The sequence below is a fragment of the Streptomyces sp. 796.1 genome, from assembly GCF_047525675.1.
GTDB lineage: Bacteria > Actinomycetota > Actinomycetes > Streptomycetales > Streptomycetaceae > Streptomyces.
Window position 1 is genome coordinate 58,907 of sequence record NZ_JBLIWA010000044.1, and the last position, 25,455, is coordinate 84,361.

The window sequence follows — 25,455 nt, forward strand, 5'->3', positions numbered from 1 at the left end:
CGCCACACCCGTACGCCACACCCGTACGCCACACCCGTACGCCACACCCGGCCGGCTGGCCCGTGCCCCACGGCCGGCCAGCCCCGCAACGGACCCACCCCTCGTACGCCGAGCAGACCCCCGGCACGCCGATCACACCCACCAGGGCAGGAGCACGGGCTGGGCGCCGTTGTTACCTGCTCACCATGTGCCCATCGAGCCACCACCACGTACGGCCGAAACAGTGGCGCGCATGAGTACGAGCACGCACGAGCGCATCCCCGCGAGCAGATGGCGGGTGCCGGCCGTCCTGGTGGCCGTTTCCGCCTCCCTCGCCACACTGGCCGGCCCCGGCACGGCGACCGCCCACCAGCAGCCCGGCTCGATGGCAGCCAACTACCCTGCAAAATCGATTAGTTGGGGTCCTTGCCCGAAGGCCGAGCCGCCCTACCCCGACCCCAGCCCGAAGGCGCAGTGCGGCACGGTCACGGTGCCCGTGGATTGGTCGAAGCCGGCAGGACCCACCCTCGACCTCTTCGTGGCCCGCTACCCGGCGGCCGACCCGGCGCGGCGCATCGGCGTCCTGCTGTCCAACCCGGGTGGCCCCGGCGCTCCCGGCGCCGACGAGGCGCTGTACGCGGACGACCCGATCACCGGGTACACCGAGAAGATGCGTCAGCGGTTCGACATGATCGGGTTCGACCCCCGTGGCATCGGCCGCAGCCAAGCCGCGACCTGTAACGAGAAGATCGCCGAAGCCGTCCCGCACCGCCCGCACAGCGCGGCCCAGTTCCAGAAGCTGCGCACGCTCAACGGCGAACTCGCCGAGAGCTGCCGTCAGCTCACCGGTCCGCTCGCCGCGCACCTGGACGGCGAGAGCGTGGCCCGCGACATGGACGCCATCCGTGCGGCCCTCGGCGAACGCAAGATCAGCTTCATCGGCCACTCGTACGGCACCTTCCTCGGCGAGCGGTACGCCCGCCTGTTCCCGCAGAACCTGCGGGCGCTGGCCCTGGACAGTGCGATGGACCCGAGCCGACCGAGCGCCGAGCGCTACCTGACCGACGGCAGCGTCACCACCGAGAAGACCCTGAAGCGCTTCGCCGCCTGGTGTGCGAAGGACCGGTCCTGCGCGCTGAACGGCAAGGACGTGCTGGCCGTCACCAAGGACCTGTTCGCCCGCGCGGATGCCGGCACGCTGCGCGATCCGGGCCCGAACGGCCCGACCAAGAAGAAGGTCGACGCCGACCAACTCACCGACTTCCTCACCTTCGCCCTCGGCAAGGGCGGCTGGGAGCAGACGGCCGAGCAACTGGCCGCGCTGCACACCGGTCGGGGCGAGGTGTTCTGGATACCCACCGGCATCAACCCCACGATGCAGCTCGTGCTCTGCCGGGACTACGACTTCCGCATCCCCGACTACGCCGCGTACCAGGCGATGCGCAAGCGTGTCGCCAAGGCGGCACCGCACGTGCGCTACAACTCCCAGGCCCTGGACACCGTGCTGGGCTGCCAGGGTTGGACCATGCCACCCAAGCCGCAGCCCGCGCAGGCCGCGGGTGAGCTGCCGCCGGTCCTGGTGGCCAACGCCACCCACGACCTGGCCACCCCGCTGCCCGGCGCCCAGCGCATGGCACGCGCCTTTCCGAAGGCCACCCTGTTCACCATGGACATGGTGGGCCACTGGCTCTACCGCAGGGGCAGCTCGGAGCAGGCCATGCGGGTGATCGACGACTATCTGCTCAGCCGCACGGGCTGAACTGGTGCCGAGTGGGTGACGCGCGGGCTGGTGGCCATCGTCGTCGGTCGCCAGCCCGCGCGTCACCCGCGGATACGGGGCACCGCCCGCCGTGGGGCCGGCCCCACTCACCCATCTGTCTATCTGCCCAGCCACCCGTTCGACCGCGTGCTCTGCTCGGCGTGCTGCCCGGGTCAGGCCGGCGTCGGGGCCGCCGGCAGCTCCTGGTCCGTCGCAGGCCGGCAACGGCGCTGGTAGTAGGCGTACGTCAGGACCAGTACGAGCGGACCCCACAGCGTGCCGGGGGCGATGCACACCTTGGCCAGGATTTCCCAGCCGGTGCTGGTGTAGTCCGCGGAGTCACCCGTCCCGAACCAGCCCAGCACCCCGGGCACCCAGAGCGCGGTGGCCGCGATGCCGCCGAGGGTGGCGGGGACGACTGCGGCCCAGGGCGCGACGCGCCGCCCGCCGATGAACGGCACCCAGGCCGGGACCACCTCGCCCCAACCGCGCACCAGACCGAAGCACAGCAACGCAAACGCCTCGGTGGTCAGGCTCAGACCGAAGATGTACGGCACGGTGATCCAGGACGAGGGCAACGGCTCATCGGCGTCTATGCCCATCTCGAAGCCGAAGGCGAACGGCAGCCGCCACAGGCACTGGGGGAGCAGCAGCAGCGGAATGGCGTGGGCCACGTACGACGCCCAGACGGGTACGGGCCGCTCGGTGCCGTGAGCGGTGGTCGTGCGACGGATCCGTTCGGTGGTGTTCATGGCATCAGCCTCTTCGAACGTCCGCTTCCGGTCGTCAGCCCAGAGAGGTCATCCGGGTCCGTACGCGGGATGAGCTCCCGTCAACCTCTGGTCTGACCGGGCCGAGAAAGGGGCCTCGCGGATTGCGGCGGGTGGGAATGACCTCCGATGGGGTGGCTGGAATTTCCTCATCAGTCGTCTATGGGTGGGGCGTTGGAGTTCTGCGATGATCGCCTCGGGGAAAGTTCTGGAGGGCTTCGTGCATTCCGTCGTATGCGGAGGAGTACGTGGGGGCGTACGAGGAGTCGGACGCTAAGCCGTAACGCGGTGTGGCGGACGTCGACGGGACTTCGCCCGACGGGCCCGATCATTTGCTACGGCTACGGCTACGGCTACGGCTACGGCCTGGGTCTGTGCCGCGGCCCGGGTTCGGGTCGGTTCTGTCGCCGTGGTCCCGTCGGAGTCAGCCGCCCGCGCCGGAGTCGGCTGCCACTCGTAGGCACCGACGGCCCTTGCCCCCGGCCATAGTCAGCCGTATGCCAGCCGGGCCGGGCGTGCGGCCCGCCTGCGCCCGACTGCCGCCCGTACGGGCAAGCGGGCCGACCGGGGAGAGACGGCCGACGGCGGGCTCCGACCGGCGCGCACCGCTGCGTCGGTGCGGGTGGAGGCGGTGCGGTCGCGCGGTGACGGTGTGGCGTGGGGGCGGGGCATTCGCGGCCCGTATTGCGCGGGCAATGCCACAGCCCGGGAATGTTCGGCCAGCTTTTCCGGTGGAATTCGGCTACCGCCGGCCATCCGCTGTTTACCCAACATGGCCAATTCCCGCGTGTGTGGCCTCGGGCACTCGGGTATCGACCTTTCTTGACATGGCGATCTTCGAGGGCAGAGGTGGCCCGATGGCAACGAGGTGGCGGACCGCGCGGCGAGCTGCGGCTGCGCATTCCGGAGACGCACGATGACCGGGGACTTAGCCGGAGAGATATCCGCCTCCGCCCAGGGGCGCGGCACCGCGCCGGCTCCGGGGGCGACCACTGCGCAGACCGCTGCGCCGCCGACCACTCCTCCGGCCGCCGCCCCGGCCTGTGCGTCGGCGGCTGGACCGACCGCGGCAACCGACGCGTTCGACGGAGCCGGGCCGGCGGCGGACCGGCTGCTCTCCGACCTCCTCACCGCACGGGCCCGCCGCACACCGGACGCGATCGCCGTGCGCTGCGGCGGGCGCACGCTGACCTACGCGGAGCTCATCGCGGCCGGCGAACGGCTCGCCGCTGAGCTCGGCGGTGGGCCAGGACAGCCCGTCGCCGTCGTCGTTGACCGCTCGCTCGAACTGGTCGTCGCCCTGGTCGGGGTGGTCATGTCGGGGCACGCCTTCGTGCCGATCGACCCCTCCTACCCGCCCGAGCGGCGCCGGCACATGCTCGTCGACTCGGGCGCCTCGGTCGTCGTGACCGTCACCAGGCTCGCCGACCGATTGGCGGCCGAGCGGGCCACTGCCGCCGGTGGCGCCGGCGCGGTGGGCCGGGTGGTGTGCTGCGACGCCCCCGGCCCGGCGCCAGCGCGCAGCGTGCACCGGCCGGCGGGCCCCGACGACCTCGCGTACGTGATGTACACCTCCGGTTCGACGGGCCGCCCGAAGGGGGTGGCCGTCGACCAACGCTGCCTGATTACCGGGGTGTTGGCGTTCGGTGCGGTGGTGAGGCCCGCCGGCGGCGACGTGTGGGCCACGATGACGTCGGCGTCCTTCGACCCCATCCTGGTCGACGTCTTCCTGCCACTGGTGCACGGCGCCACCGTGCTCCTGGCCACCGACGACGAGGCGCTCGACCCGCAGGCGCTGGCGGACCTGTTCAGCACCGGTGGGGCGACGATCGGACAGGCGACGCCGCTGGTGTGGCGGGCTCTGCTGGAGACCGGCTGGCCCGGTGGGTTGCGGGTCGCGCTGTCCGGCGGCGAGCCGCTGTCCGTCGGCCTCGCGGCGGAACTCGGCGCGCGCTGCGCTGCGGTGTGGAACGTGTACGGCCCCACCGAGACCACCATCTGGTCCACCGGCCACCGGGTCGGCCCGCGCGACACCCACACCGTCCCGGTGGGCCGGCCGCTGCCGGGCAGCACGCTGTACGTCCTGGACGCCGCGCTACGGCCGCTGCCCGCAGGGGAGTTGGGCGAGGTGTGGATCGGGGGTGACAAGGTGGCCCGCGGCTACCACCGCGCCCCCGGCCTGACCGCCGAGCGCTTCCGCCCGAACCCGTTCGGCCCGCCGGGCAGCCGGCTGTACCGCACCGGTGACCTCGGCCGTACGCTGCGGGACGGCGCTGTCGAACTGGTCGGGCGCGCCGACCACCAGGTCAAGATCCGCGGTCACCGGGTGGAGCCGGGCGAGGTGGAGGCCCACTTGACGGCACACCCTGACGTCGTGCACGCCCAGGTCGGCGCCCGGCCGGGAGCTGATGGGCCGCAGTTGGTGGCCTACGTCCAGCCGGCCGGTGCCCCGGCGCCGGACCCGAGTTCGCTGCGCGAACACCTGCGAGCGGCCCTGCCCGACTACATGGTGCCCGGCGTGTTCGTGGAGGTGCGGCAGTGGCCGCGGACACCCAACGGCAAGATCGACCGCGCCGCCCTGGCCGCCCTGGTGCCCGTACCGCGGCCCACCGAACCCGCCGCCGCGCCGGCCCGTACCGACACGCCAGCCGAGCCGGCCACGGCCACGCCGGCAGCCGGGCCGGACGGACCCGCGCCGGCGCCGGACGCGCCCGCGTCCTTCCTAGTCACCCTGTGGGAAGGGTTGCTTGATGGGCCGCGCCCCGGACTCGACGACGACCTGTTCGCGCTCGGCGGTCACTCGCTGCTCGTCATGCGCACGGTCGCCGCCGTCCGGAAGCGGTTCGGCGTACGGCTCTCCACCGTGGAAGTCATGAGCAACCCGACCGTACGCCAACTCGCCGACCTGATCACCGCCAAGGCCGCGCCTCCGGCTGCTGCGGACGACGATGCCGATGCCGGTGGGGGAGGCGGTGCGGGCTAGGCGCCCAACGGCTACCGCTTCCAACTACCGCTTCCCAAGTGGTAGTTCACCTTTCCCGCCGGCGCGAACTCACCCGCACAACCCGCCCGCACAACCCTTTCGCGTAGCCCACTCGCACGGGCCCGGCCCCACCCACTCGACTCGGAGGTGATGGCGCATGACCACCCCATCGGCCAGCCCCGCGATTCCGCCGAATCCGGACGGGCGTGTGCATGTTGGCGCGGCGACGCCGTTGCCCGCGCTGCTGCGCCCGCTGTGGTTCGCCTCCAGGATGGCGGCGGGCAGCGCCCAGTACAACGAACCCGCGGCCTTCCTGGTCAGTGGGCCGCTCGACGTCGCCGCCCTGCGCCGGGCCCTGGACACCGTTTACCGCAACCAGGCGGCCCTGCGCACCGTCGTCACCGGCGACGACCGCGCGCCCCAGGTCGTGTTCGCGCCCGCCGGCCGGTTCCCGCTGACCGAGACCGATCTGCGCGAGCACGGACCACGGCGGGCCCGGGAGTTGGCGGTGGAGACAGCAGCCGCCGAGGCCCGCCACCCCTTCGACCTCGACGGCGGACCGCTGGTTCGCGGCCGGCTGCTCCGCTGTGCCGACCAGGAGTGGCTGCTGGTGGTGGTGTTGCACCACCTGATCTGCGACGGGTACGCGCTGGGTCTCCTCTTCGCCGAAATCGGCGCGGCGTACGCGGGCAACGCCGGGCCCGCGCCGGCCGTCGACGTGCTGACCGCCCAGCACGAACTGGCCACCGCGGCCGGAGACGCCGAGCGCGCCGCCGACCGGGCTTACTGGGCACGGCAGTTGGCTGACGTGCCGGCCCGGATGGCGCTGCCCACCGACCGGCAGGCGCCGGCCGCCGCCCCGAGGAGTGGCCGGCGCATCCCGATCCCGCTGCCGTCCGACTGGTTCGCCACCGCGCGTGCGGCGGCCTCCGAACTGCGCACCCCGCCGTTCGCCGTGGCGCTCGCCGCGCTGGGCCGTACCGTCGGTGCGCTCGCCGACACCACCGACGTGGTGATCGGCACGACGGTAGGCGTCCGCGCGGAGGCCGAAGCCGAGGACACCATCGGCTACTTCCTCAAGACCGTCCCGCTCCGGCTCCACCTGCCGCCGGAGCGCACCGTGGGCGCCGCCGTACGGCACGCGCACGAGGTGGTGCTCGCGGCGATGGCGCACACGAGCTGCGAGTTCGACGACATCGTCGCCGCCGCCCCGGCCTCGGACGCGGCCCGCCCCGAGCTGTTGCAGGTCGCGCTGGAGCTCCAGTACGCGGTGGAGGAACTGGAGCTGACCGGCACCAGTACCAGCCGCGTCCCCCTGCACACCGGCGCAGCCAAGTCCGACCTCACCTTCCATCTGAACGCAGCCCCCGGCGCCCCGAGCGAGCTGGAATACGCCACCGAACTGTACGAGGAGTCGACGGCGCACAGCCTCGCCGCCGCGTTCGCGACGCTGGTGACCGGGGTGCGGGCCGGCGGCGATGCACGCCAGGACGCCGTACCGCTCGATGCCCTGCCGCTGGATGAACTTCCGTTCACTGACCGCACGGTGCGGGGAACGGTGGAGGAGCTGGCCCGAGGTGTCCCGCTGCCCGAACTGCCGTGGACCGTGCTGCCGGCCGCGGTACGGGCCCGTGCCCTGCACCACCCGGAGCGCCCGGCCGTCGTCGCAGACCCGGCCGACGGCGGGCCGCCGATCACCCTGACCTACGCCGAACTGGTAGCCCACGCGGATGTGTTGGCCGGTCGGTTGGTGGCTGCCGGGGTCCGGCGGGGCGCGGCCGTCGGCATCCTCGCGCGCAACGCGGCGGTGCGGATCGCCGCCGTGTTCGGGGTGTGGCAGGCCGGTGCGGTCTGTGTCACGCTCGACCCCGACCTGCCCGCCCGCCGGCTGCGGCACATGGTGGCTGCTGTCGAGGTCCGGGTGCTGGTCGTGGAGGAGGGGCAGGACGACGCGTTCGCCCCGCCGGAACTGCCGCGGCTGCACTGGACGCACGGCGCGCCCTCCGATGTGGCCCCCGGCGTGTCCTCCGACGCGGCCCCCGGTGCTTCCCCCGGCCCGTCATCCGGTGCCCCCACCGCGACCGCACCGGCCGGGCAGGCCCCCGGCCCGGACGACACCGCGTACGTCATCTTCACCTCGGGCAGCTCCGGTACGCCCAAGGCCGTGGCCGTACGCCACGGCAGCCTCGCCGCTTTCGCGGAGGCGATGCACCGACTGGCATTCGCGCGGTTGGCGTCGGACGCCGGTCCCCCGCTGCGGGTCGCCCAGAATGCGCCGCCCTCCTTCGACGCCTCCTGGCAGTCCGTGCTGATGCTGGGCACGGGGCACACCCTGTACCCGGTGCCCAGCGCGCTGCGACTGGACGGCAAGCGCTTCGTCAGCTATCTCCGCGACCACCGGATCGATCTGCTCGACGCCACCCCGACCCATGCCCAACACCTCGTGGATTCAGGGCTGTTGGAGCCCGGGCCGGCTGCCCCGCGGCTGCTGGTGCTGGGGGGCGAGGCCGTCCCGCAGGGGCTGTGGACGCGGCTGAGCGCCGGGCCGGTACGGGCCGTGAACGTGTACGGGCCGACCGAGTTCACCGTGAACGCCACGGGTTGCGCCATCGACGCCGACCACCCGCGGCCCACGATCGGCCGCCCGTTGGCCGGGGTCACCGCTCGGGTGCTCGACCGCCGGCTGCGCCCGGTGCCGCCCGGCTTCCCCGGCGAGTTGTACCTGTCCGGGCCGCAACTGGCGATCGGCTACCACGGTCGCCCCGACCTGACCGCCGAACGCTTCATCGCCACGGCCGACACCGTCGCCACGGCCGGCACCGCCACCACCACGACCACCACCCCTGGCACTGGGCCGAGCACCGGCACGGCCGTCCCCGGCGAGCGGGCCTATGCCACCGGCGACCTGGCCCGCTGGCTCCCCGACGGCACCCTGGAGTTCCTCGGCCGCCGTGACGACCAGGTGAAACTGCGCGGCCACCGCATCGAGTTGGGCGAGGTCGCCGAGACCCTACGGGCCGCTCCGCTCGTCGCGGACGCGGCGGCCACCGTCCTGGACACAGGGCCGGCGGGCCCGGTCCTGGTCGGCGCGCTCGTACCGGCCGGGCCCGGGCTGGCCACGGACGCGGTGCGCGACTTCGCCGCCGAGCGACTGCCGCGCCACCTGGTCCCGGCCGCGTACCACGTACTGGAGGCGCTGCCGTGCTCCGCCGCGGGCAAGCTCGACAGGTCGGCGCTGCACACCCTGATCGCCGCGGCGCACACCGCACCGACCGCGAACCAAGAGACCACGAGCGCACCGGCTGACAGCCCCCTGGCCGGCCTCTGGCGCGAACTGCTCCAACGCGAGAGCGTCCGCGCGGACGACGACTTCTTCGCCCTCGGCGGCCACTCCCTGCTCGCCACCCACCTGGCCAGGGAGGCACAGGCCAAGCTCGGCGTTCGGCTCCCGCTGCGCATCATCTTCGAGCACCGCACCCTGGCCGCGATGGAAGCAGCCATCGCCGACCGCGAGCCCCCACCCGGCACCCCGGCACCCAGCCCACAGGCCCCGCCCACCAGCACCCCCACGACCACCGCCACACCCACCCGGGCCCGGACCGCATCGGCCGGCAGCCACCGGCTGGTCACGCCGCTGACGCCGCACCGCGAGGGTGCCCCGCTCGTCCTCGTCCACCCACTCGGCGGCACCCTGCACGCCTACGAACCGCTGCTGCGCCTGCTGCCCCCCACCCTCCCGGTCCTCGGCCTGCGGTCGCCGGCGATGGCCGGCGCAGGCCAGGAACCCGCCTCCGTCCCCGAACTGGCCCGGCGGTACGCCACCGAACTGGTCACCCACACCCGGCTGCCCGCGCTGGCCCTGTTCGGCTGGTCGCTCGGCGGGCACGGGGCGCTCGCCCTCGCTGCCGAACTCGAACGGCGCGGCATCGAGGTCACCTCCGTCGACCTGTGGGACTGCGGCATCGGCGACTGGGAACCCGACGGCGACCAGGAGGCCCTGCGCCTCGCCCTCAACGCCACCTACGGAGCAGGCGACACCGCGGACCGCCGCCGCGTCCTTGACCTCGTACCGGAAGGGACGGTCGCCGACGAGGCCGCGCTGCGCCGGGTCCTGGACCTGTCCGGGCCACCCGGCGACCCGGACCGGGACACCCTGGAACACCACTTCCGCACCATCAGGCACCAGAGCGACATCTTCCGCGGCTGGCGGCCCGACACCTGTCTGCGCGCCCCGCTGCACGCCGTGTACGCGAGTGACAGCCTGCGCACCGCGGTCGTGGCCCGTACTGACTGGACGCCGTGGACCAGCGGCGACTGGACCGAGGACACCATCGAAGCCGACCACTACAGCATGATGCGCCCGCCCCGGGTGGTACTGGCCGCCCGCGGCCTGCTGAGCCGACTGCACACCCGGAGGACCCCGTGAACACCCACCCCGAGTCCGTACCGGCGCCCGTCCCACCCCACCGGACCGCGGCGACCGCCGACGTCCGCAGCCTGTACGAGCGTTTCCCCTACCCCTCGCCGGACGCCGAATCCGGGCTCATCCACGACGTGTCCAACGCGATGGGCTTCCTGCTGGCGGACGGACGGCTGGGCACCCGGCGCGTGCTCGACGCGGGCTGCGGCACCGGGCACCGGCTGGTCGCCCTGGCCAAGAGCCACCCACAGGCGCACTTCGTCGGCGTCGACGCCAGCGAGGCGTCCCTCGCGGTCGCCCGCGAACTGGCCGACCGGCACGGGGTGGGCAACATCGACTTCCGGCAGGGGCTGGTGCCCGGGCTCGACCTGGCGGACGACTTCGACCTGGTGGTGTGCACCGGCCTGGTGCACCACCTGCCCGACCCGCGGGCCGGGCTGCGCTGGCTCAGCGAACGACTCGCCCCCGACGGGCTGTTGTACCTGTGGCTCTACCACGCCATCGGCGAGCACGACCGGCTGTTGGACCGGGAACTGGTCCACGCCCTGCTGGACGAGGCGGACGCGGGCTCCGGGCTGGCCACGGTGCGCGCCCTCGGGCTCACCCTCGCCGCCGACCGCTACGGCTCCACCAGCGAGAGTGCCGCGGCCGGCGACATCCGGCACGTCATCGACGCGGACGCCTACCTACACCCGGTGGTGCACGCCTGGCGCTTCGGCGACCTGCCCGACCTCCTGGCCGGCCTCGACCTCGACTGGGTCGCCGCGTTCAGCGTCAACTACGAGGGCGGCAGCAAGTTCGTGGACCTGGCCGCCGCGGAGGACGACCCCTACCTGTGCGTCAGCGGGGCGGAGAACCTGCCGACGGAACTGGCGGAACGGCTGCGCCACCGCGCCCCCGCACACCGCCTCCGCGTCCTGGAACTCACCCTGCGCCCCACCGGAATGAGCCTGGTGGCAGGCCGGGGCAACAGCCTGCACCAGTGCGTGCCCCGGGTCGCAGGCAGCCGCTTCATCGGCGCGGACTACGAGTGAAGCGGGGTTGACAGGGGGCTGGCGGAGGCTGGGGCGGGCCGGTGCGGGGCTTGACCAGGGCCGGTACGGCGCTCGGCCGGGGCTGGTGCGGGGCTGACGGGGCTTGGCCAGGGTTGGTCGGGAGCTTGACCAGGGTTGGACCAGGGGCGTTCGGAGCTGGAACAAGGTGTGCTCGGGGCGCGATGAGGCTGGCACAGGGGGGCCGGCCCCCCCAACCCCGCTGAGTCACCCCGCCCTTATCCCGTGGGCGGCGACCGTCACGGGCTGGGCAGGGCGAACACGGCCACGTCGTAGCGTTCGAGGACCGGTCGCGGTCCGCCGGCCGCGGCCTCGGCTGCTGCCGCGGCCTCCATCCGGGCCAGCCCCCGGGCGAACTGTGCGTCGGTGAGCTGGGTGAACTTGGACTGTGGTGCGTGGGTCAGCCGGGCTCGGTAGTCGGCGAGGCCGGCCGCGACGGGCTGGGCGAAGGAGCCGACCGACTCCAGGTCAAATCCGGCGGCGAGGAAGTCGGACACGACCTCCGCCCGACCCGGGAAACGCTGTGCGTCCAGCGCGCGGAGTTGCGGCCAGTAGTCGTAGACCACTGCGTCCAGCCGCTCGCGGAACGTGGTGCGGACCACGACCCGCCCGCCGCCGCGCACCACCCGGGCCAGCTCCCGCGCTGCCCGCGCCCGGTCGGGGATGTGGTGCACCACCCGGGAGAGCAGGGCCAGGTCGAAGCAGTCGGCCGCCGCGGGCAACGCCTCCGCCTCGCCCGACAGATAGCGCACGGTCGGGTGCGAATGGTGGCGCCGGGCCTCGGCGAGCATCGCGGCCGACGCGTCCACGGCCACCACCTCGCTCCCCGGGACCCAGCGGGCCAGCGCCGCCGAGAAGACCCCCGTGCCCGCCCCGACCTCGATGACGGCGGGTGCGGGCCGCGGCGCGTACGAGGCGATCAACGCGACCCACGCCCGCAACGACGCCTCCGGCATCTCGTTGCCGTGCTCGTACGCGCCGGCCAGCCGCTTGTCGTCATAGATACGGTTCATGACACCGATCCTCAGACAGGGGCCGCGTGCTGACAAGATTGCCCCGTTGCCCCGTCGCGTACGCGCTGGGGACTGGTCACCAACACCAGCCCGCGCCCCGCGGTCGCCCGTGACGGACGTGCAGCGCCGTGCCGGCCCCGGGCCACCGGCGCGCACCCGCCCCACCCCGGCCACCAGGCACCGGCCGCTGCGGGGGGCGGTGCGGAGCGTGCCCGCGTGCCTCGGGCGTCAACGTGGGTCTTCCTCGCGCGCCCCCAGACCCTCGCCGAGGTACCAGCGTGCGGTACCCACCACCCCGTAGTCGCGCAGCCTGCGGGTGGAGTTCTCCACGACCATGTCGCGGGCGTGCACGACGGCGGCGGTGTGTCGACGCACCTGGTTCACGAACAGCCGGTCGGTGGGTGAGGGCCGGCGCGGCATCCCACCCACCTTCTCGTACAGCGCCGCCGTGATCGCCAGGTTGTTGCCCGCGTGCATCCGGTACGGGGCGAGGTAGCCGTGGCGGCGCCGGTGCGCCGGGCGCACCCGGCCGAACAGGGCCGCGCCGCGCACCAGCGCGCGGAAGGCCGCCCGACCCAGCGGCCCGTGCTCGTCGCGCCGGACGTCGACGCGCCCGCAGACCAGACCGGCGCCGCTGGCCAGCGCGGTGCGGGCCGCCGCCGTCCAGGTGGGCCGGGGCAGGCAGTCGGCGTCGGTACGGGCCAACAGCGAGGCGCCGTGCCGGATCGCGTACCGGCAGCCGGTGTCCACGGCACACCCCAGGCCCTTCTCCGGCTCGTGCAGCACGTGCACCGAGAACGGCGCCCAGCGGGCGAACTCGTAGGCGATGGTCGCCGTGCCGTCGGTCGAGGCGTTGTCCACGACCACCAGCGTGAAGTCCCGGTCCCGCTGGGCGGCCAGCGCCTCCAGCGTGTCACCCAGCCGGGCCGCCTCCTGGTGGGCGGGGACCACCACCCACAGGCCGCTCACGCCTTCTCCCGCACCATCGTCATGACGCCCGCGGCGCCGGGGCCGGCGAAGAGCATCCGTACCTCGGGGCGCGCCCCCTTGTGCACCGGGTCCGGGGCGGTGCGCTGTTCCTGGAGTGCGTACGACGCCACCCCGCACTGCGGCAAGGAGGAGGCCACCGCCGAGATGCCCACCCGGCGCGAAAGGGTGCGAGCTGCGTGGTCCGTGTCCATGGGCAGGACCCTACGAACGCCTTCGAACGGCTTGCCTGAGCACGGATACTCAGCCGACGTAGGGCCGGGTGCTGAGTAGGAGCCGTGCGGCGACCACAATCTCGTGCCGGGGAAGGCGTGGTTGTGCGAGCAAGCCGGGCGCGCTGGCGTCGGCGCTGAGGATGTGGGTTGGACTCTGGTAGCCGCGGCTCCAAGCCGGGGGCCTCCGGGTCCAGACGGGAGAAGGCGTGTTTCGCGGAGCCGTAAATCCCCGTCCGGAGCGTTGCCGTCCGCGCGCGGTGCGCATGCCCAACTAGCGGATGATGTCGGATAGTTACTGGTCGGCGCGTCGATACGGGCCCGCGGCGCGGGACAAGGCGGCGGGCATCAGGGTGGGTCGCCCCGCGGGTGGGCACACGCGTCGAAACCCATGTGCGCAAGGGGGCGTGTTGCTGTCATTCTGCGCAGATGTCCCAGCGACTCGAATCCATGGTCATCCGACACACCCACCGCGTTCCGCGCCCCACCGGACCCGCCGGCGACGGCGCGCGGGCCGCGCGGCGATTCGACGCGGCCTTGATGTCCGTGGGATTCAAGCTCTCCGCCGACCTGCTGGCCAGCCTGTCCGAGCTGGCCGAAGAGAGCGTCGTGGCGACCGCGGTGCGCACCCTGGACACCGTCCGCGAACTGGTCGGCGACCACGTCCAGCACAACACGTACTTCATCGACTTCCCTGCCCGGGTGCCCGACACCTTCGACTTCTGGATGGAGTGCATCGTCGACGCCCTGCTCGACAGCGCCTCCCGGGAGAACACCCTGGCCGGGCTGCGGGCCGGCACCGTCGACCTGCTGACGCTGCCCAAGTACGGCAACTACCAGCACACCTACCAGCAGATGCTGGCCGCGCACGACGAGCTGATCGCAGCCGCCGGCGACCGGGTCACCACCCTGCACCTCGGCGGCCCGCTGGAGACGGAGGTCACCGCCCTCTACCTGGCCCTGGCGGGCAGCACCACCCCGCTCGGCGAGCAGGGCATCGCCGACCTCGGCACGCTCGCCGGGCACTGCGCGGACGGGCCGCAGCCGGACGACATCCCGGTGCGGGAGAACCGCGCCCTGATCAACGCCGCCCGCCTCCAGGTCGGTGCCGACCCGCAGGTGGACACCGTCACCGACGTGCTCAGGCTGGCCTGTGCGCTGGTGGGTGGCGATGTCAGCCTGGTCGAGCCCACCCGGTTCCGCTCGGTGCCCCGCGGGCTGCGCCGGGCGCTGTTGGCCTGCCTTGACGGGCTGGTCGCGGCTGCCCCGGCCAAGCTCGCCGACGTCGGTGCGCACCGCGAGCAGTTCAAGCGGCTCGGCGAGCGACTGCACCCGCACGAGTACCCGCAGTGGCCGCACGCCGCCGAGGTGTTCGCCGTCGCCCGGGGCGAGCAGGAAGCCCGCTCGTTCGACAGCCGCGTCGAGGGGCTGCTCGCCGCGAACGACGTGACCGGTGCGACCCGCCTGCTGGCGACCGCGCCCGGCAAGCTCTTCCGCACCCTGGACCGGCTGCTGCGCACCTGTTCCACCGACGAGGAGCGCGCGGCGGTGCTGGCCGCGGCCGAGCAAGTCGCCCCGCAGATCTCCGGCCGGGTGCTGCTCTCCGTCCGCGAACACCTGGGCAACCGGTCCGGCGACGCCCGCCACGGCCGGTTGTTCGTCAACCGGTTCGGCGGTGCCTGGGCGGCCCCCGACCGGCGCCGGGCCCTGCCCGATGCCGTCCGCAGCCGGCTGATCGCCACCCTGGACGCCGAAACCCGGCGCCGGCTCCCCACCCCCGGCCACCTGCTGGTCGATCCGGAGGTGCTGGACGTCACCCTGCCGCTGAGCGGTCGGGCGAGCGCGGCTGGCCTCGGCGTGCTGCCGCGCGGCTCCCGCTCGCGCATCGACGGCGAACTGCTCCGGTTCTTCGTCTACTGGAAGCAGACCGCCCGGGCCACCGACTACGACCTGTCCGCGCTGATCCTGAACGCCGCGTACGAGACGGACGGCTGGCTGTCGTACACCGCGCTCACCCGGGCCGAGGGTGAACACTCGGGTGACATCACCAACGCGCCCGAGGGTGCTTCGGAGTTCATCAACCTGCGGCTCGGTGCGGTGCGCGGCGCCTCCATCGTCCCGCAGGTCTACATCTACGCGGGGGAGGGGTTCCACGAGGTCGCGGAGTCGTTCTTCGGCTTCATGCTGCGCGAGGGCGAACAGCAGGGGCAGCCGTTCGAGGCCCGTACAGTACGCATGAAGTCCGACCTGCGCGGGCCGGGCCGGGTCGCCCTGCCGGTGGCGTTCGTACGCGAGGCCGACGGGGCCTGGTACGCCCACTGGCTGCACTTCTACCTCAAGGGCGAGCCGAGTGGGAACCGGGTCGAGGAGAACCAACTGTCGGTCGGCACCCTGCTGCGCGGGGTCATGCAACGCGACTACCTGACAGTCCGCCACCTCGTCGGCCTGATGGCCGAGCGCGCCACCACGACCACCCGGTGGGAGGGCGGGGAGGTCCCCGCGGAACCGGTCACCTACCTGGGGTTGGAGCGTCCCACCGGCCTGCACCCGGACTCGGTGGTCATCACCCCGGAAAACCTGCGTGACCTGATCCCAGGGTGACTGTTACGGTAAGCCCGGGCGAGGCCATGAAGGGACTTCCTTCTCCAATTCTCCATATGAATCTAGTCCCTTCGCTTTCCTCGCCCCTCGCACGTTCCCGCACGGCGGGGCGCCACACCGGCGCCCCGCCGTCGTGCTGTGCCCGGACGCCCCACCGCTTCCCACCCTCCCTTTCCTCTCACCCCCTTGCTTCCCACCCTCCGGGCTGGCGCCCACGCAGGGTGAGTGGGCAAGCCTGGGCTCCGAGGCGGGCAACCCCGGTGACCCGAGATGAGCAACCCAGATGACCCCAGGTGAGCAACCTTGGTGGCCCAGGTGGGCAACTCTGCCGGCCGTGGCAGCCGTGGTGTCAGACGTTCTCCGAGACCAGCACCGCCGTCGTACCCGGCTCAAGGGCGCGGAAGACGTGCGGTACGTCGGCGGGGTAGGCGATGTAGTCGCCGGGGTGGAGTTCGACGGGGTCGGCCTCCACCCCCACCAGGGCCCGACCGGTGCTGAGCACCACGTGCTCGACGACGCCCGGTGTGTGGGGGCTCGACGTGCGCTGGCTGCCCGGCTCGGCGGTGATGGTGTAGATGTCGCGGCGCGCTCCCGGCGGGCCGACGGCGAGCAACGTGGCCCGGTAGTCGGCGTGTTCGGCGGCGAAGACCGGACCCTGACCGGCGCGCACCACCCGGACCCGGGGCGCGGGCAGGTCCAGCAGCCGGGAGAACGGGATGCCCAGCGCCACGCACAGCGACCACAGCGTCTCCAGGCTCGGGTTGCCCGAGCCCGACTCCAGCAGCGAGAGCGTGGACTTGGACAACCCGGCGCGCCGGGCGACCTCACTGAGCGAGAGCCCGGCGCGCTGCCGCTCCTGCCGCAGGGCCGCGGCGACGGTCTTCATCAGGGGCGCGGACGGGCCGGCAGAAGGGCCGCCGGACGGCCCGCCCGCGGAGGCGGATCCTTCGGACGGTGACGGGGGTGGGGACTGTGGCGACATGGTGATCCGTGTGTTTGACGGGGTCGGACGATGTGTTCATTATATTCAACATGCGATCGATGTGGCGAACCCTGGATCGGAGTCTGCTCCGCGGGATCGTGCTGGCCTGTCTCGCGGTGGGCGCCATCGGCGTTTCGTACGGCGCGGTCTGCGTCACCGCGGGCCTCCCGATGTGGTTCCCGGTGCTCGCCGCCTTCCTCGTGCTGGCCGCCTCGTCGGAGTTCCTGTTCGTCGGGGTGATCTCGGCCGGCGGCAGCCCGGTGGCCGCGGTGCTCGTCGCCCTCCTCGTCAACGCCAGGCACCTGCCGTACGGTCTCGCCATCCCGCCCCGGGTGATCCAGCCAGGCTGGCGCCGGGTCGTCGCCTCGCACCTGATGAACGACGAGAGCGTGGTACTGGCCCTGGGTCAGCCCGACGTGCCCAGGCAGCGCAGCGCCTACTGGGTGTGTGGGGTGGGCATACTGATCTGCTGGCCGGCCGGGGCGCTGCTCGGGGCACTGGCCGGGAACGTCATCCACGACACGGACGCACTCGGGCTCGACGCCATGTTCCCCGCGGTGATCCTGGCACTGATGCTGCCGGCCCTGCGCGAGCGCAAGATGCGCCGGGCGGCACTGGTCGGCGCCGCCGTCGCCCTGGCCGCCACCCCGTTCCTGCCGTCCGGGCTGCCCGTGCTGCTGGCGCTCGGCGCGGTGTTCCTCAACGCCACCCCGGCCGAGCAGGGGAAGGCCCCCTGATGCCCTACTCGCCCGCCGTACTGGTCGCCCTCCTCGCCCTGGCCGCCGGCACCTTCGCCTTCCGCTTCACCGGACCCGTACTGCGCTCCCGGCTCACCTTTCCGCCGCGCGCCGAACAGTTGCTGAACACCTCGGCGATCGTCCTCCTCGCCGCCCTGGTCGTCACCTCCGTGCTCGCCACCGGCCAGCACATCGGCGGGGTCGCCCGCCCCGCCGGCGTGGTCGTCGGCGGCGTGCTGGCCTACCGCAAGGCCCCCTTCCTGCTGGTGGTGATCGCCGCCGCGGCGGTCACGGCCGGGCTCCGCCTGCTCTCCGTACCGTGACCGCGGCACGTGCGCCGGGCGCTGGCTGTGGATGAACCCGGACGCCACCGCACCACCGACCGGCTTGCGACATCCGCTGCACGAAGGCGGTGGGGTCCCGGATCGAGACCTCGTGCACCCGCACGCCGAACTTCGGCGGGATCTCCGTTACGTTGGCTTCTCGCCCATCGGTCGCTGAACTTTTAGCGTCAGGCAGCACCCACTCCCACTTCACCAAGTGCGCGCTGTGTATGGGCTGTTGGGCCCGCTTGCGGTGTGATCAGGGAGCGTGTCGGGGCCCTCCGAGCAAGCCGCGCCGAGCGTGCCCCGGGCGGGCGGAACGTGGTTCGGTCCGAGGTGGTTTGGCTTGGCGGCCGGGGGCCGGGGGCGGAGTGGGTGGTGGTTGTGTGTGGTGGGTGGTCGGGCAAGGCGGTCGGTGCAGTGGTCGGGCAAGGCGGGTGCGTAAGACAGGTGCGCAAGGCGGGTGGGCCGTCGCGGCGGCCACCCAGCCGGTGCCGGGTCCGGTGCTACGCGTCACCCCCGGGGCGTCGGCCCTCCGGTATCACGCCACGCGCGTCCTTCGGGGCAGTGTGTGCGGCGTGCGCGTCCGCGGGGCCTGCGTCTGTCCGGTCTGCGTCTGCCGGGTCCGGGGCCGTGAAGCCCCCGGCGGTGAGGTGCGCGCGTAGCGGCCCCGGGTCGGTGACGCGGGGCCGCTGGATCACCAGGTACCCCTCGCCGTCGCGCGGCGGTCGGGTCCAGGAGCGGCTGACGAACATGGGCAGCCGCCCGTACCGGATGGCGTGCCGGGGGAGGGTGACGCCGAACTCGTCGGCCAGCGCGGCCAGCAGCGCCCGTTCGCCCGCGACCGTTGCGGCCTGATCGGTCGGCTGGCTCGGGTCGCCGAAGAACCGGGCCGGGTCCAGTGCCGGCGGCACCTCGCCGCTCGTCCGGACCTCGCCGGCCAGGTAGGTGAACGCGTACTGCTCGACGCCGTCCGCCGCCACCGACACGTGGCAGAACGCCTCCTCCCCGTGCTGTGGGTGCAGCCCGCTCCACACCACCACCGCCCGGGTGCCCGTACTGGCGGCTGCCGCCGGGGAGACGAAGCGGGGGCGGTGGAACCCGGCGGGGTCGCCGTCGAAGGCGAAGCTCCAGCCGGCCCCGGCCCGGCCGACCGCCATCAGCGCCCGGTCGGCGAAGGACGAGAACTCCTGGAGGTCGGCCCGGGCGTCCCGGTACGCCTCCTCCCGGTTCAGGGGCACGGACAGCCGGCCCCAGCCTCCGGAAGCCCGGCCGCCGCCACCTTCGGAAATCTGGCCGTCCCCGCCAACCCGACCGTCTTCCGCGGACCCGTCGGCGAGTCGGCCGGGCATCTCGTCCGGTGCCACCCCCTCGACCAGGACGAACCGGTAGGGCGTCGGCTCCTCGTCGCGCTCGGACTCCGCGAGCCACTCCAGGCCGTCGAGGTCGAGCCCGGGCGTCGGCGGTGGGGTGGCGCCCGCCTGCCCGCCCCGTGGCGTGGCCAGCAACTCGCGGCCCCGCTCCGCCGTCCACAGCGGCCCGAGCAGCGGATCGGCCAGCCAGCCGAGCGGAACGATGTGGTCCGGCCCCACCGGCTCCCACTGCGGCAGCGCCGCGCGCAGCATCCGCCAGGCGCCGTCGGTGTCCGCCTCCCGCGCGAGCGCCCGCGCCCGCTCGACCGCCACCCCGAACGGCCCGGTGGCGGTGTAGCGGTACGTCAGCTTCCGCACCTCGTCCAGGGTGGCGTACGCCAGGGACACCAGGTCCTCGTCGGCGCCGCGGAGCGAGTACATGAGGGTGGAGTCGTCGCCGTACGAGTGCTCCGCGTGGTCGGCGACCAGGGGCGGCAGCACCTCCGACGCGTACCGCGCATCGGCCGCCAGTCCGTCGAAGGACACCTGGTAGGTCTCCCCGAGCAGCCGGCGGATCTGGTCGCCGAGCCCGGTGGCCAGCGGTCTGCCGTACTCCCTGGCCTCGTCCAGCATCCGCAGGGCCTGCTGCCAGTCGCCGCGCAGGGCCGTGAGCTTGGCTTCTGCCACCTGGTCGTCCAGCCGGCGCGTCGTGTCGTTGGCGAACTCCGGGGCCGCCGCACTGCCGTCCCCGGACCGCAGGCTGTGGAACTCGCGGTACATCTCCTGCATGAACTCCCAGAAGTTGGCGTGTGGTTGGGGGTCTTCGCAGCGCCAACTCGCCCAGGTGTAGACGGTCCACTCGTCGTCCTCGGCCACGTCCTCGGGGTCCATGAGGACGTGGACGACATCGGATTCGACGTCGAGTTGGAGCCCGCGGTGCCAGATGTCCACCACCCGCCGCTCCTCGGCGTCGGCGTCCTCGTCCAGGAACTCCGCGAACATCTCGGCGAGCTCCGACTCGTTCTCGTGCCAGTGCGCGTCCGCGGTCCCGGCCAGCAGCCAGACGAATCCGCCGGCGTGCCGCCACCCGTCGGTGACCTTCAGGAACTCCCGGTAGGACGGCGGGAGCCGGCGGCCCAGGCGCTGTTCAAGGGCGACGATCTGTTCCTCGGTCGCGGGCGGTAAACCCAGCCAGCGGGCCCGGCGGGCGGCCAGGTCGTCCGCGTCCCGCACGTCGTCGTCCGTGAGGGAGTCCGCCCACTCTTCACTCCACCGCAGGAGGAAGGGGCGCCAGTCGAAGTTCGTGGTCTCTGTCATGGGGCCGATGTTGCCACCCACCACTGACAGTGGCCGTTCGCCCACCCAGCGCGCTCCTCGGAGTGAGGGGTGAGTGCGCAGGTCAGGCGTGGTTCCTGATGGTGCGGGCGGGACGGCCCCGTGCCGGGTCCGGCCGGGCAGGGCCGGCGCCGGGGGCCCGTACGCGTACGACACAGCCGGTGTGCCCGGGCGCGAGGGCCCGGGCACACCGGCTGCGGTTGGGGCAGGGGACCGTCAGCGGCCCAGGGCCGCCACGCCGGCCTGGGCGAACTTCTCGTCCAGGTCGCCGCTGGGCGCGCCGGCCACGCCGATGCCCGCGATCGGGGCGCCCTTGACGGCGACCGGGGCGCCGCCGGCCAGGAACAGGGTGCCGGGGATGTCCTTCAGGTTCGGCGCGTTCGTCAGCCGCTTGGCCAGCTCCGAGGTGGGGGCGTTCCAGGACACGGCGGTGTACGCCTTCTTGACGGCGGACTCGTAGGACTGCGGGCCCGCGCCGTCGCCGCGCAGCGTGACGACCGTGTTGCCGTTGCGGTCGACGACCGCGACCGACACCCGCTGGTTGTTCTTCTTCGCCTCGTCCAGGGCGGCCTTCGCGGCCTTGGTGGCGGCCTCGACGGTCAGGTGCGTGGACTGGGTGGTGTTGCCCTTGGCCGCGCTGCTGGCGGCGGCCGGGGCGGGCGTGGTCTTCGGGGTCGCGGCGTTGGCGGACAGCGCGCCGAAGGTGCCCGCCGCGAGGGTGGCGGCGACGGCGGTGCCGGTCAGGACGCGGGCGCTGCGGGAAAACTTCTTCATCTCGGGCATCTCCTGCTGCTCGGGTGGCTTGCTGTGCTTCCAGCCTGCGGCCACCCACCGCCCCGGGGGCTCGACGGAACGGCTCCACCCCGGGCGCCGGACGGCGGAGTACGGGGTCATCCGATCGGTTGACCCGGCCGTGGGCACCCTGGCGGACAATGAGGCAATCCGCGCAGGTCCGGGCAGGGTCAGTGGTACCTGAAACCGGGCGTCACCGGCCGGCCAGGGCCGGTCGCCCCAGCGGCCGGTACGAGCCAGAGCCGCGCGGCCCGCGAGACCGACGGTCGGGAACGGCGGCGCACACCCCCGTGCGGCGTCGCCGGCCGCGCGGCGGCGCGGACCAGGAGGTGGCGCGGAGGCTCGTACGGAAGCAGCGTAAGGGCCGTACCGAGGCTGCTCGGAGGGAGCGCGGAAGGGCAGCACCGTGACCGCAGACGGCGGCGTAGCGGCAAACGGAGACGGGCGCGGCCGAGCCACAGCCAAACCCCAGACGTACCAGCGAACGACGACACAGCAACGGGCCGCGAGCGCGCGGGACGTAGGCTGTGAGAAGGGAGCAGACGGGGTGAACGGAGCCCCCCGACCACCGCACGGGACCGGTGACAAGGGCCCGCCCCCGGGCGGTCCCGCCGGGCCGGACGCCCGCGGCGAGCAGGACGCCCGCTGGCTCTCGGCGGTCATACACGCGGCCTTCTTCCTGCTCCTGGCCGCCTCCCTGACCCGCTACCTGATCCGGCACCCCGGGTCGCCGCACACGGGCTGGATCATCGCGCTCAGCGCGGCGCTCGGCCTGCTCTACACGCTCGGCCCCGCGATGGGTTCCAGACCCACCCTGCGCAGGCTGCTGTGGCTGGGCGCCGAGGTCGCCGTCTGGGTCGTCCTGGTGGTGCTCGCGCCCAGTTTCGGCTGGTGCGCGGTGCCGCTGTTCTACACCGGCCTGCGCACCCTGCCGCCACGCGCGGCACTCGCCCTGGCCGCGCTGCTGACCGCGTTCATGGTCGCCGCCCAGCAGCGCCTGGTGTCCGGCATCGACCCCAACCTGTTGATCGCGCCGCCCGCGGTGGCTGCGCTGGCCATCGCGGTCTTCGTCCACATGGACCGGCAGGCGGCCCGGCAGCGCGCCCTCATCGACGACCTGGTGCGCACCCGCAGGGAACTGGCCGCGACCGAGCGCCGCGAGGGGATGCTCGCCGAACGCCAACGGCTCGCCATGGACATCCACGACACGCTCGCACAGGGCCTGTCCAGCCAGCGGATGCTGTTCCAGGCGGCCGAACGGATCTGGGACACCGAACCGGAGACCGCCCGCGGCCACCTGCGCGCTGCCGCCGCCGTCGCCGAGCACAACCTCGCCGAGGCCCGCCGCTTCGTGCACGACCTGGCCCCCGCGGACCTCACCGCGGGCGGCTCGCTACCGGCCGCGCTGCGGCTGCTCGCCGACCGGGAGTCCACCGCCGAACTGGCCGTACGCTGCCGGGTCGAAGGGACCGAGACCGCGCTGCCCGCGCGGGTCGAGTCGGCCCTGCTGCGCATCGCGCAGGGCGCGCTGGCCAACGTCCGCGAACACGCCGCCGCCCGCACCGCCCAACTGACCCTCACCTACCTCGGCGACCTGGTCGTGCTCGACGTCGCCGACGACGGCCGGGGCTTCGACCCGGAGGCCGGCCGCAGCCGCGGACTGCGCGGCCACGGGCTGCCCGCCAGTGACGCCCGGGTGCGGCAGTTGGGTGGCACCCTGACGGTCGAGTCCGCGCCCGGTGAGGGCACCGTGCTGTCCGCCGCGATCCCCCTGGAGTACCCATGAGCACCCCGGTCCGCCTGCTGGTCTGCGATGACCACCTCGTCGTCCGCGCCGGGCTGCTGGCCCTGCTCGGCAGCGCGCCCGACATCGAGGTGGTGGGCGAGGCCGGCAACGGTGCGGAGGCCGTCGCGCTGGCCGCGAAGCTCACCCCCGACGTCGTCCTGATGGACCTCCAACTGGGCCCGGGCATCGACGGCATCGAGGCCACCCGGCAGATCGCCGCGACCGGGGTGCGGGTGCTGGTGCTGACGACGTACGACACCGACGCCGACATCACCCGCGCCATCGAGGCGGGCGCCACCGGCTACCTGCTGAAGGCGGAGCGGCCCGAGGAACTGTTCGCGGCCATCCACGCGGCGGCCCAGGGGCGCACCGCGCTCTCCCCACCGGTCGCGAGCCGGGTGATGGCCCGGATGCGGGCCCCTGGGCCCACGCTCACCTCGCGCGAGTTGGACATCCTGCGCCAGTTGGCCCGCGGCCTCGGCAACCGGGAGATCGCCCGCGCCCTGTTCATCTCCGAGGCCACCGTGAAGACCCACCTCGGCCGCATCTACGACAAGCTGGGCGTGGACACGCGCGCGGGCGCGGTGGCCGTGGCCACCGAGCAGCGGCTGCTCTCCTGACGGCCACGGCGGGTGGCCAGGCCCGGGGCCACCCGCCGGTGTGCTCAGAGCAGTGCGCCGTCGCGGGCGACCACCCGCCCGCCGTGCACGACCACGTCGCGCTGCGGCATGTCCACCACGACCTGGGGTACGCACTCGCCGCGCAGCAGCACGAAGTCCGCCGGGTCGCCGGGCCGGAACTCCACCCGGTCGAGCCCCAGCACGTCGGCCCCGCCGTGCGTGCCCACGGTGTGGCAGCGGACCAGTTCCTCGTCCAGCCGCGCGCCCGTGATCCACCCCAGGATGTGCGTGCGGTGCAGCATGTCGGCGTTGCCGAACGGGCTCCAGGAGTCGCGTACGCCGTCCGAGCCGAGACCCACCCGCACCCCGTGCTCGTGCAGCGTGGCCAGCGGCAGGAGCAGCGCCGCGCTCGGCGCGACGGTCGTCAGGGCGATGTCCTGCCCGGCCAGGTCGGCGGCGATGGTCTCCAACTCGCCACGGCCGAGGAAGGGCAGGCAGAAGACGTGGCTCACGGTCACCTTGCCGCGCAGCGACAGCGCCTTGGTGCGCTCGATGATGGCGCGCAGGACGCGCACGCCCTTCTCGTCCCGGTCGTGCAGGTGGATGTCGACGCCCACGCCGTAGCGGTCGGCGAGGCCGAAGACGAGGTCGAGTTGTTCGACGAGCGCGTGGTCGAAGCTGATCGGGTCGATGCCGCCGACCTGGTCGAGCAGGCCGCTCCGCGCGGCGTCTTCCAACAGCTTCGAGGTGCCGGGGGTGCGCACCACCCCGTGCTGCGGGAAGCCCACGATCTGCACGTCCAGTGCGTGCGCGAGTCGTTCACGGGCCTCGGCGACCCCTTCGAGCCCCTTCAGCCCGTAGGCCGGGGCCACGTCGACGTGTGCCCGCACCGCGCGGGTACCGCGCGTCACCGCGTGCGCCAGCAGCCCGTACGCGCGCTCGCCCACCGACCTGGGCTGGCTGCGGAACAGCTCCGCGTCCTGCTCGCCGTACTCGGCGATGCCCGACGCGGGCCGGCGGGAGATCCAGTCGCCGCCCCAGGTCGTCTTGTCCGGGTGGATGTGGGCGTCGACGAGACCGGGCAGCGCGATGCGCCCACCACCGTCGACGACCTGCGCGCCGGCGGGCGCGGGACGGTCCGTGAAGCGCCCGTCGACCACGGTCAGGTCCACGGGGGCGCCGGCGCCGAGCGGCCGTACGTTCCGGAAGACGACGGCCTTGGCCGGCTTGTGTCGGGCCTCGCCGTCCGTGGCCGTGGCGACGGGGCCGGCCGGGTCTGCCGGGCCTGCCGCCCCCGCCTGGTCGGTCCGGCCGCCGGGCGTGCTCGGGGTGTCCGCGGCGCCGACGGGCGCGGAGAGCGCGGCGCCGGCGCCCGCGAGCGCGGCGGCGCCGACGAGGGCGCGGCGGCGGGACAGGGGAGGAACGGCCATGACGTCTCCTTGCGGGGCGAAGGTTGCGGGGTGGGTTGCGGGGTGCGGAGGGGTTCGCGTTGCGGGTTGGGTTACGGGCCGTCGGCGCCGGTCCGTGGCTCCGGGCGAGACGCCGGTTCGGCGTGGGGTGCCGGCTGGGTGTGGGTGCCGGCTCGGTGCGGCTACCGGACCCCGCCTCCGAATTTTGTATACCAGGCTGAGAGGCGAGGCAAGGTGGTGTCGAGTCGGCGGCGAGTTTTATTTGGCTATAGCGGGATAAATCTCCCTGATCGCTGCATCGGCACGTCAGGGCGACGCGCCGATCGACCGGAGAACGAGGGGG

General features: G+C 73.4%; 17 protein-coding genes. 9 read left to right on the forward strand and 8 right to left on the reverse strand.

What is annotated here, in order from left to right:
* Positions 1-232 precede the first annotated feature (232 nt).
* Entirely contained in the window at positions 233-1,738 is a 1,506-nt protein-coding gene (locus ACMA1D_RS26225) for an alpha/beta fold hydrolase (RefSeq protein WP_414726471.1), read from the forward strand.
* Positions 1,739-1,911: 173 nt separating this feature from the next.
* Here ACMA1D_RS26225 and ACMA1D_RS26230 read toward each other — a convergent pair whose 3' ends face one another.
* Complete coding sequence (locus tag ACMA1D_RS26230; RefSeq protein WP_414726472.1) at positions 1,912-2,490, reverse strand: hypothetical protein; 579 nt, start codon at positions 2,488-2,490, stop codon at positions 1,912-1,914.
* A 934-nt stretch (positions 2,491-3,424) separates the two neighbouring features.
* Between ACMA1D_RS26230 and ACMA1D_RS26235 the strand changes: the two genes are divergently transcribed.
* The 3 genes from ACMA1D_RS26235 (at position 3,425) to ACMA1D_RS26245 (ending at position 10,945) form a co-directional block, all read left to right on the forward strand.
* Positions 3,425-5,491 (forward strand): non-ribosomal peptide synthetase, encoded by a 2,067-nt coding sequence (locus tag ACMA1D_RS26235; protein ID WP_414726473.1) that lies wholly within the window; start codon positions 3,425-3,427, stop codon positions 5,489-5,491.
* 157 nt (positions 5,492-5,648) lie between these two features.
* Complete coding sequence (locus ACMA1D_RS26240) at positions 5,649-9,917, forward strand: non-ribosomal peptide synthetase (protein WP_414726474.1); 4,269 nt, start codon at positions 5,649-5,651, stop codon at positions 9,915-9,917.
* A complete protein-coding gene (locus ACMA1D_RS26245; RefSeq protein WP_414726475.1) occupies positions 9,914-10,945 on the forward strand; it encodes a class I SAM-dependent methyltransferase in 1,032 nt (343 codons plus the stop codon). The genes ACMA1D_RS26240 and ACMA1D_RS26245 overlap by 4 nt, the downstream gene beginning before the upstream one ends.
* 257 nt (positions 10,946-11,202) lie before the next feature.
* Here the strand turns inward: ACMA1D_RS26245 and ACMA1D_RS26250 are convergent, their stop codons facing one another.
* The 3 genes from ACMA1D_RS26250 to ACMA1D_RS26260 all read right to left on the reverse strand — a co-directional run bounded on the left by ACMA1D_RS26250 (position 11,203) and on the right by ACMA1D_RS26260 (position 13,157).
* Complete coding sequence (locus ACMA1D_RS26250; protein ID WP_414726476.1) at positions 11,203-11,976, reverse strand: class I SAM-dependent methyltransferase; 774 nt, start codon at positions 11,974-11,976, stop codon at positions 11,203-11,205.
* A 228-nt stretch (positions 11,977-12,204) separates the two neighbouring features.
* Complete coding sequence (locus tag ACMA1D_RS26255) at positions 12,205-12,945, reverse strand: glycosyltransferase (RefSeq protein ID WP_414726477.1); 741 nt, start codon at positions 12,943-12,945, stop codon at positions 12,205-12,207.
* Positions 12,942-13,157, reverse strand: coding sequence for a hypothetical protein (locus tag ACMA1D_RS26260; protein WP_414726478.1), 216 nt, complete (start codon positions 13,155-13,157; stop codon positions 12,942-12,944). The genes ACMA1D_RS26255 and ACMA1D_RS26260 overlap by 4 nt, the downstream gene beginning before the upstream one ends.
* A 447-nt stretch (positions 13,158-13,604) precedes the next feature.
* On the opposite strand from ACMA1D_RS26260, the gene ACMA1D_RS26265 reads away from it, so the two are divergent.
* A complete protein-coding gene (locus ACMA1D_RS26265; protein WP_414726479.1) occupies positions 13,605-15,776 on the forward strand; it encodes a hypothetical protein in 2,172 nt (723 codons plus the stop codon).
* A gap of 349 nt (positions 15,777-16,125) precedes the next feature.
* On the opposite strand, the gene ACMA1D_RS26270 is transcribed toward ACMA1D_RS26265, so the two are convergent.
* The gene (locus ACMA1D_RS26270) at positions 16,126-16,662 is read right to left on the reverse strand and encodes a helix-turn-helix domain-containing protein (protein ID WP_414726480.1); all 537 of its coding nucleotides are present in this window, start codon (positions 16,660-16,662) and stop codon (positions 16,126-16,128) included.
* Positions 16,663-16,817: 155 nt separating this feature from the next.
* Between ACMA1D_RS26270 and ACMA1D_RS26275 the strand changes: the two genes are divergently transcribed.
* Positions 16,818-17,495 (forward strand): AzlC family ABC transporter permease, encoded by a 678-nt coding sequence (locus tag ACMA1D_RS26275; protein WP_414726481.1) that lies wholly within the window; start codon positions 16,818-16,820, stop codon positions 17,493-17,495.
* Entirely contained in the window at positions 17,495-17,818 is a 324-nt protein-coding gene (locus ACMA1D_RS26280) for an AzlD domain-containing protein (RefSeq protein ID WP_414726482.1), read from the forward strand. The genes ACMA1D_RS26275 and ACMA1D_RS26280 overlap by 1 nt, the downstream gene beginning before the upstream one ends.
* A gap of 506 nt (positions 17,819-18,324) precedes the next feature.
* Here the strand turns inward: ACMA1D_RS26280 and ACMA1D_RS26285 are convergent.
* Positions 18,325-20,487, reverse strand: a complete 2,163-nt coding sequence (locus ACMA1D_RS26285) for an SMI1/KNR4 family protein (RefSeq protein ID WP_414726483.1) — start codon at positions 20,485-20,487, stop codon at positions 18,325-18,327.
* Between the two features lie 234 nt (positions 20,488-20,721).
* Complete coding sequence (locus ACMA1D_RS26290) at positions 20,722-21,279, reverse strand: GlcG/HbpS family heme-binding protein (protein ID WP_414726508.1); 558 nt, start codon at positions 21,277-21,279, stop codon at positions 20,722-20,724.
* A gap of 565 nt (positions 21,280-21,844) precedes the next feature.
* Between ACMA1D_RS26290 and ACMA1D_RS26295 the strand changes: the two genes are divergently transcribed.
* Entirely contained in the window at positions 21,845-23,083 is a 1,239-nt protein-coding gene (locus ACMA1D_RS26295) for a sensor histidine kinase (protein ID WP_414726484.1), read from the forward strand.
* Positions 23,080-23,703, forward strand: coding sequence for a response regulator transcription factor (locus ACMA1D_RS26300; protein WP_349989765.1), 624 nt, complete (start codon positions 23,080-23,082; stop codon positions 23,701-23,703). The genes ACMA1D_RS26295 and ACMA1D_RS26300 overlap by 4 nt, the downstream gene beginning before the upstream one ends.
* Positions 23,704-23,747: 44 nt before the next feature.
* Here the strand turns inward: ACMA1D_RS26300 and ACMA1D_RS26305 are convergent, their stop codons facing one another.
* Positions 23,748-25,133, reverse strand: coding sequence for an amidohydrolase (locus ACMA1D_RS26305; RefSeq protein WP_414726485.1), 1,386 nt, complete (start codon positions 25,131-25,133; stop codon positions 23,748-23,750).
* Between the last annotated feature and the right edge of the window lie 322 nt (positions 25,134-25,455).

Coding starts and splice junctions, on each gene's coding strand:
- ACMA1D_RS26225 (WP_414726471.1), top strand. CDS start 233: ATGAGTACGAGCACGCACGAGCGCATCCCCGCGAGCAGATGGCGGGTG.
- ACMA1D_RS26230 (WP_414726472.1), bottom strand. CDS start 2,490: ATGAACACCACCGAACGGATCCGTCGCACGACCACCGCTCACGGCACC.
- ACMA1D_RS26235 (WP_414726473.1), top strand. CDS start 3,425: ATGACCGGGGACTTAGCCGGAGAGATATCCGCCTCCGCCCAGGGGCGC.
- ACMA1D_RS26240 (WP_414726474.1), top strand. CDS start 5,649: ATGACCACCCCATCGGCCAGCCCCGCGATTCCGCCGAATCCGGACGGG.
- ACMA1D_RS26250 (WP_414726476.1), bottom strand. CDS start 11,976: ATGAACCGTATCTATGACGACAAGCGGCTGGCCGGCGCGTACGAGCAC.
- ACMA1D_RS26260 (WP_414726478.1), bottom strand. CDS start 13,157: ATGGACACGGACCACGCAGCTCGCACCCTTTCGCGCCGGGTGGGCATC.
- ACMA1D_RS26265 (WP_414726479.1), top strand. CDS start 13,605: ATGTCCCAGCGACTCGAATCCATGGTCATCCGACACACCCACCGCGTT.
- ACMA1D_RS26270 (WP_414726480.1), bottom strand. CDS start 16,662: ATGAAGACCGTCGCCGCGGCCCTGCGGCAGGAGCGGCAGCGCGCCGGG.
- ACMA1D_RS26275 (WP_414726481.1), top strand. CDS start 16,818: ATGTGGCGAACCCTGGATCGGAGTCTGCTCCGCGGGATCGTGCTGGCC.
- ACMA1D_RS26280 (WP_414726482.1), top strand. CDS start 17,495: ATGCCCTACTCGCCCGCCGTACTGGTCGCCCTCCTCGCCCTGGCCGCC.
- ACMA1D_RS26285 (WP_414726483.1), bottom strand. CDS start 20,487: ATGACAGAGACCACGAACTTCGACTGGCGCCCCTTCCTCCTGCGGTGG.
- ACMA1D_RS26290 (WP_414726508.1), bottom strand. CDS start 21,279: ATGAAGAAGTTTTCCCGCAGCGCCCGCGTCCTGACCGGCACCGCCGTC.
- ACMA1D_RS26300 (WP_349989765.1), top strand. CDS start 23,080: ATGAGCACCCCGGTCCGCCTGCTGGTCTGCGATGACCACCTCGTCGTC.
- ACMA1D_RS26305 (WP_414726485.1), bottom strand. CDS start 25,133: ATGGCCGTTCCTCCCCTGTCCCGCCGCCGCGCCCTCGTCGGCGCCGCC.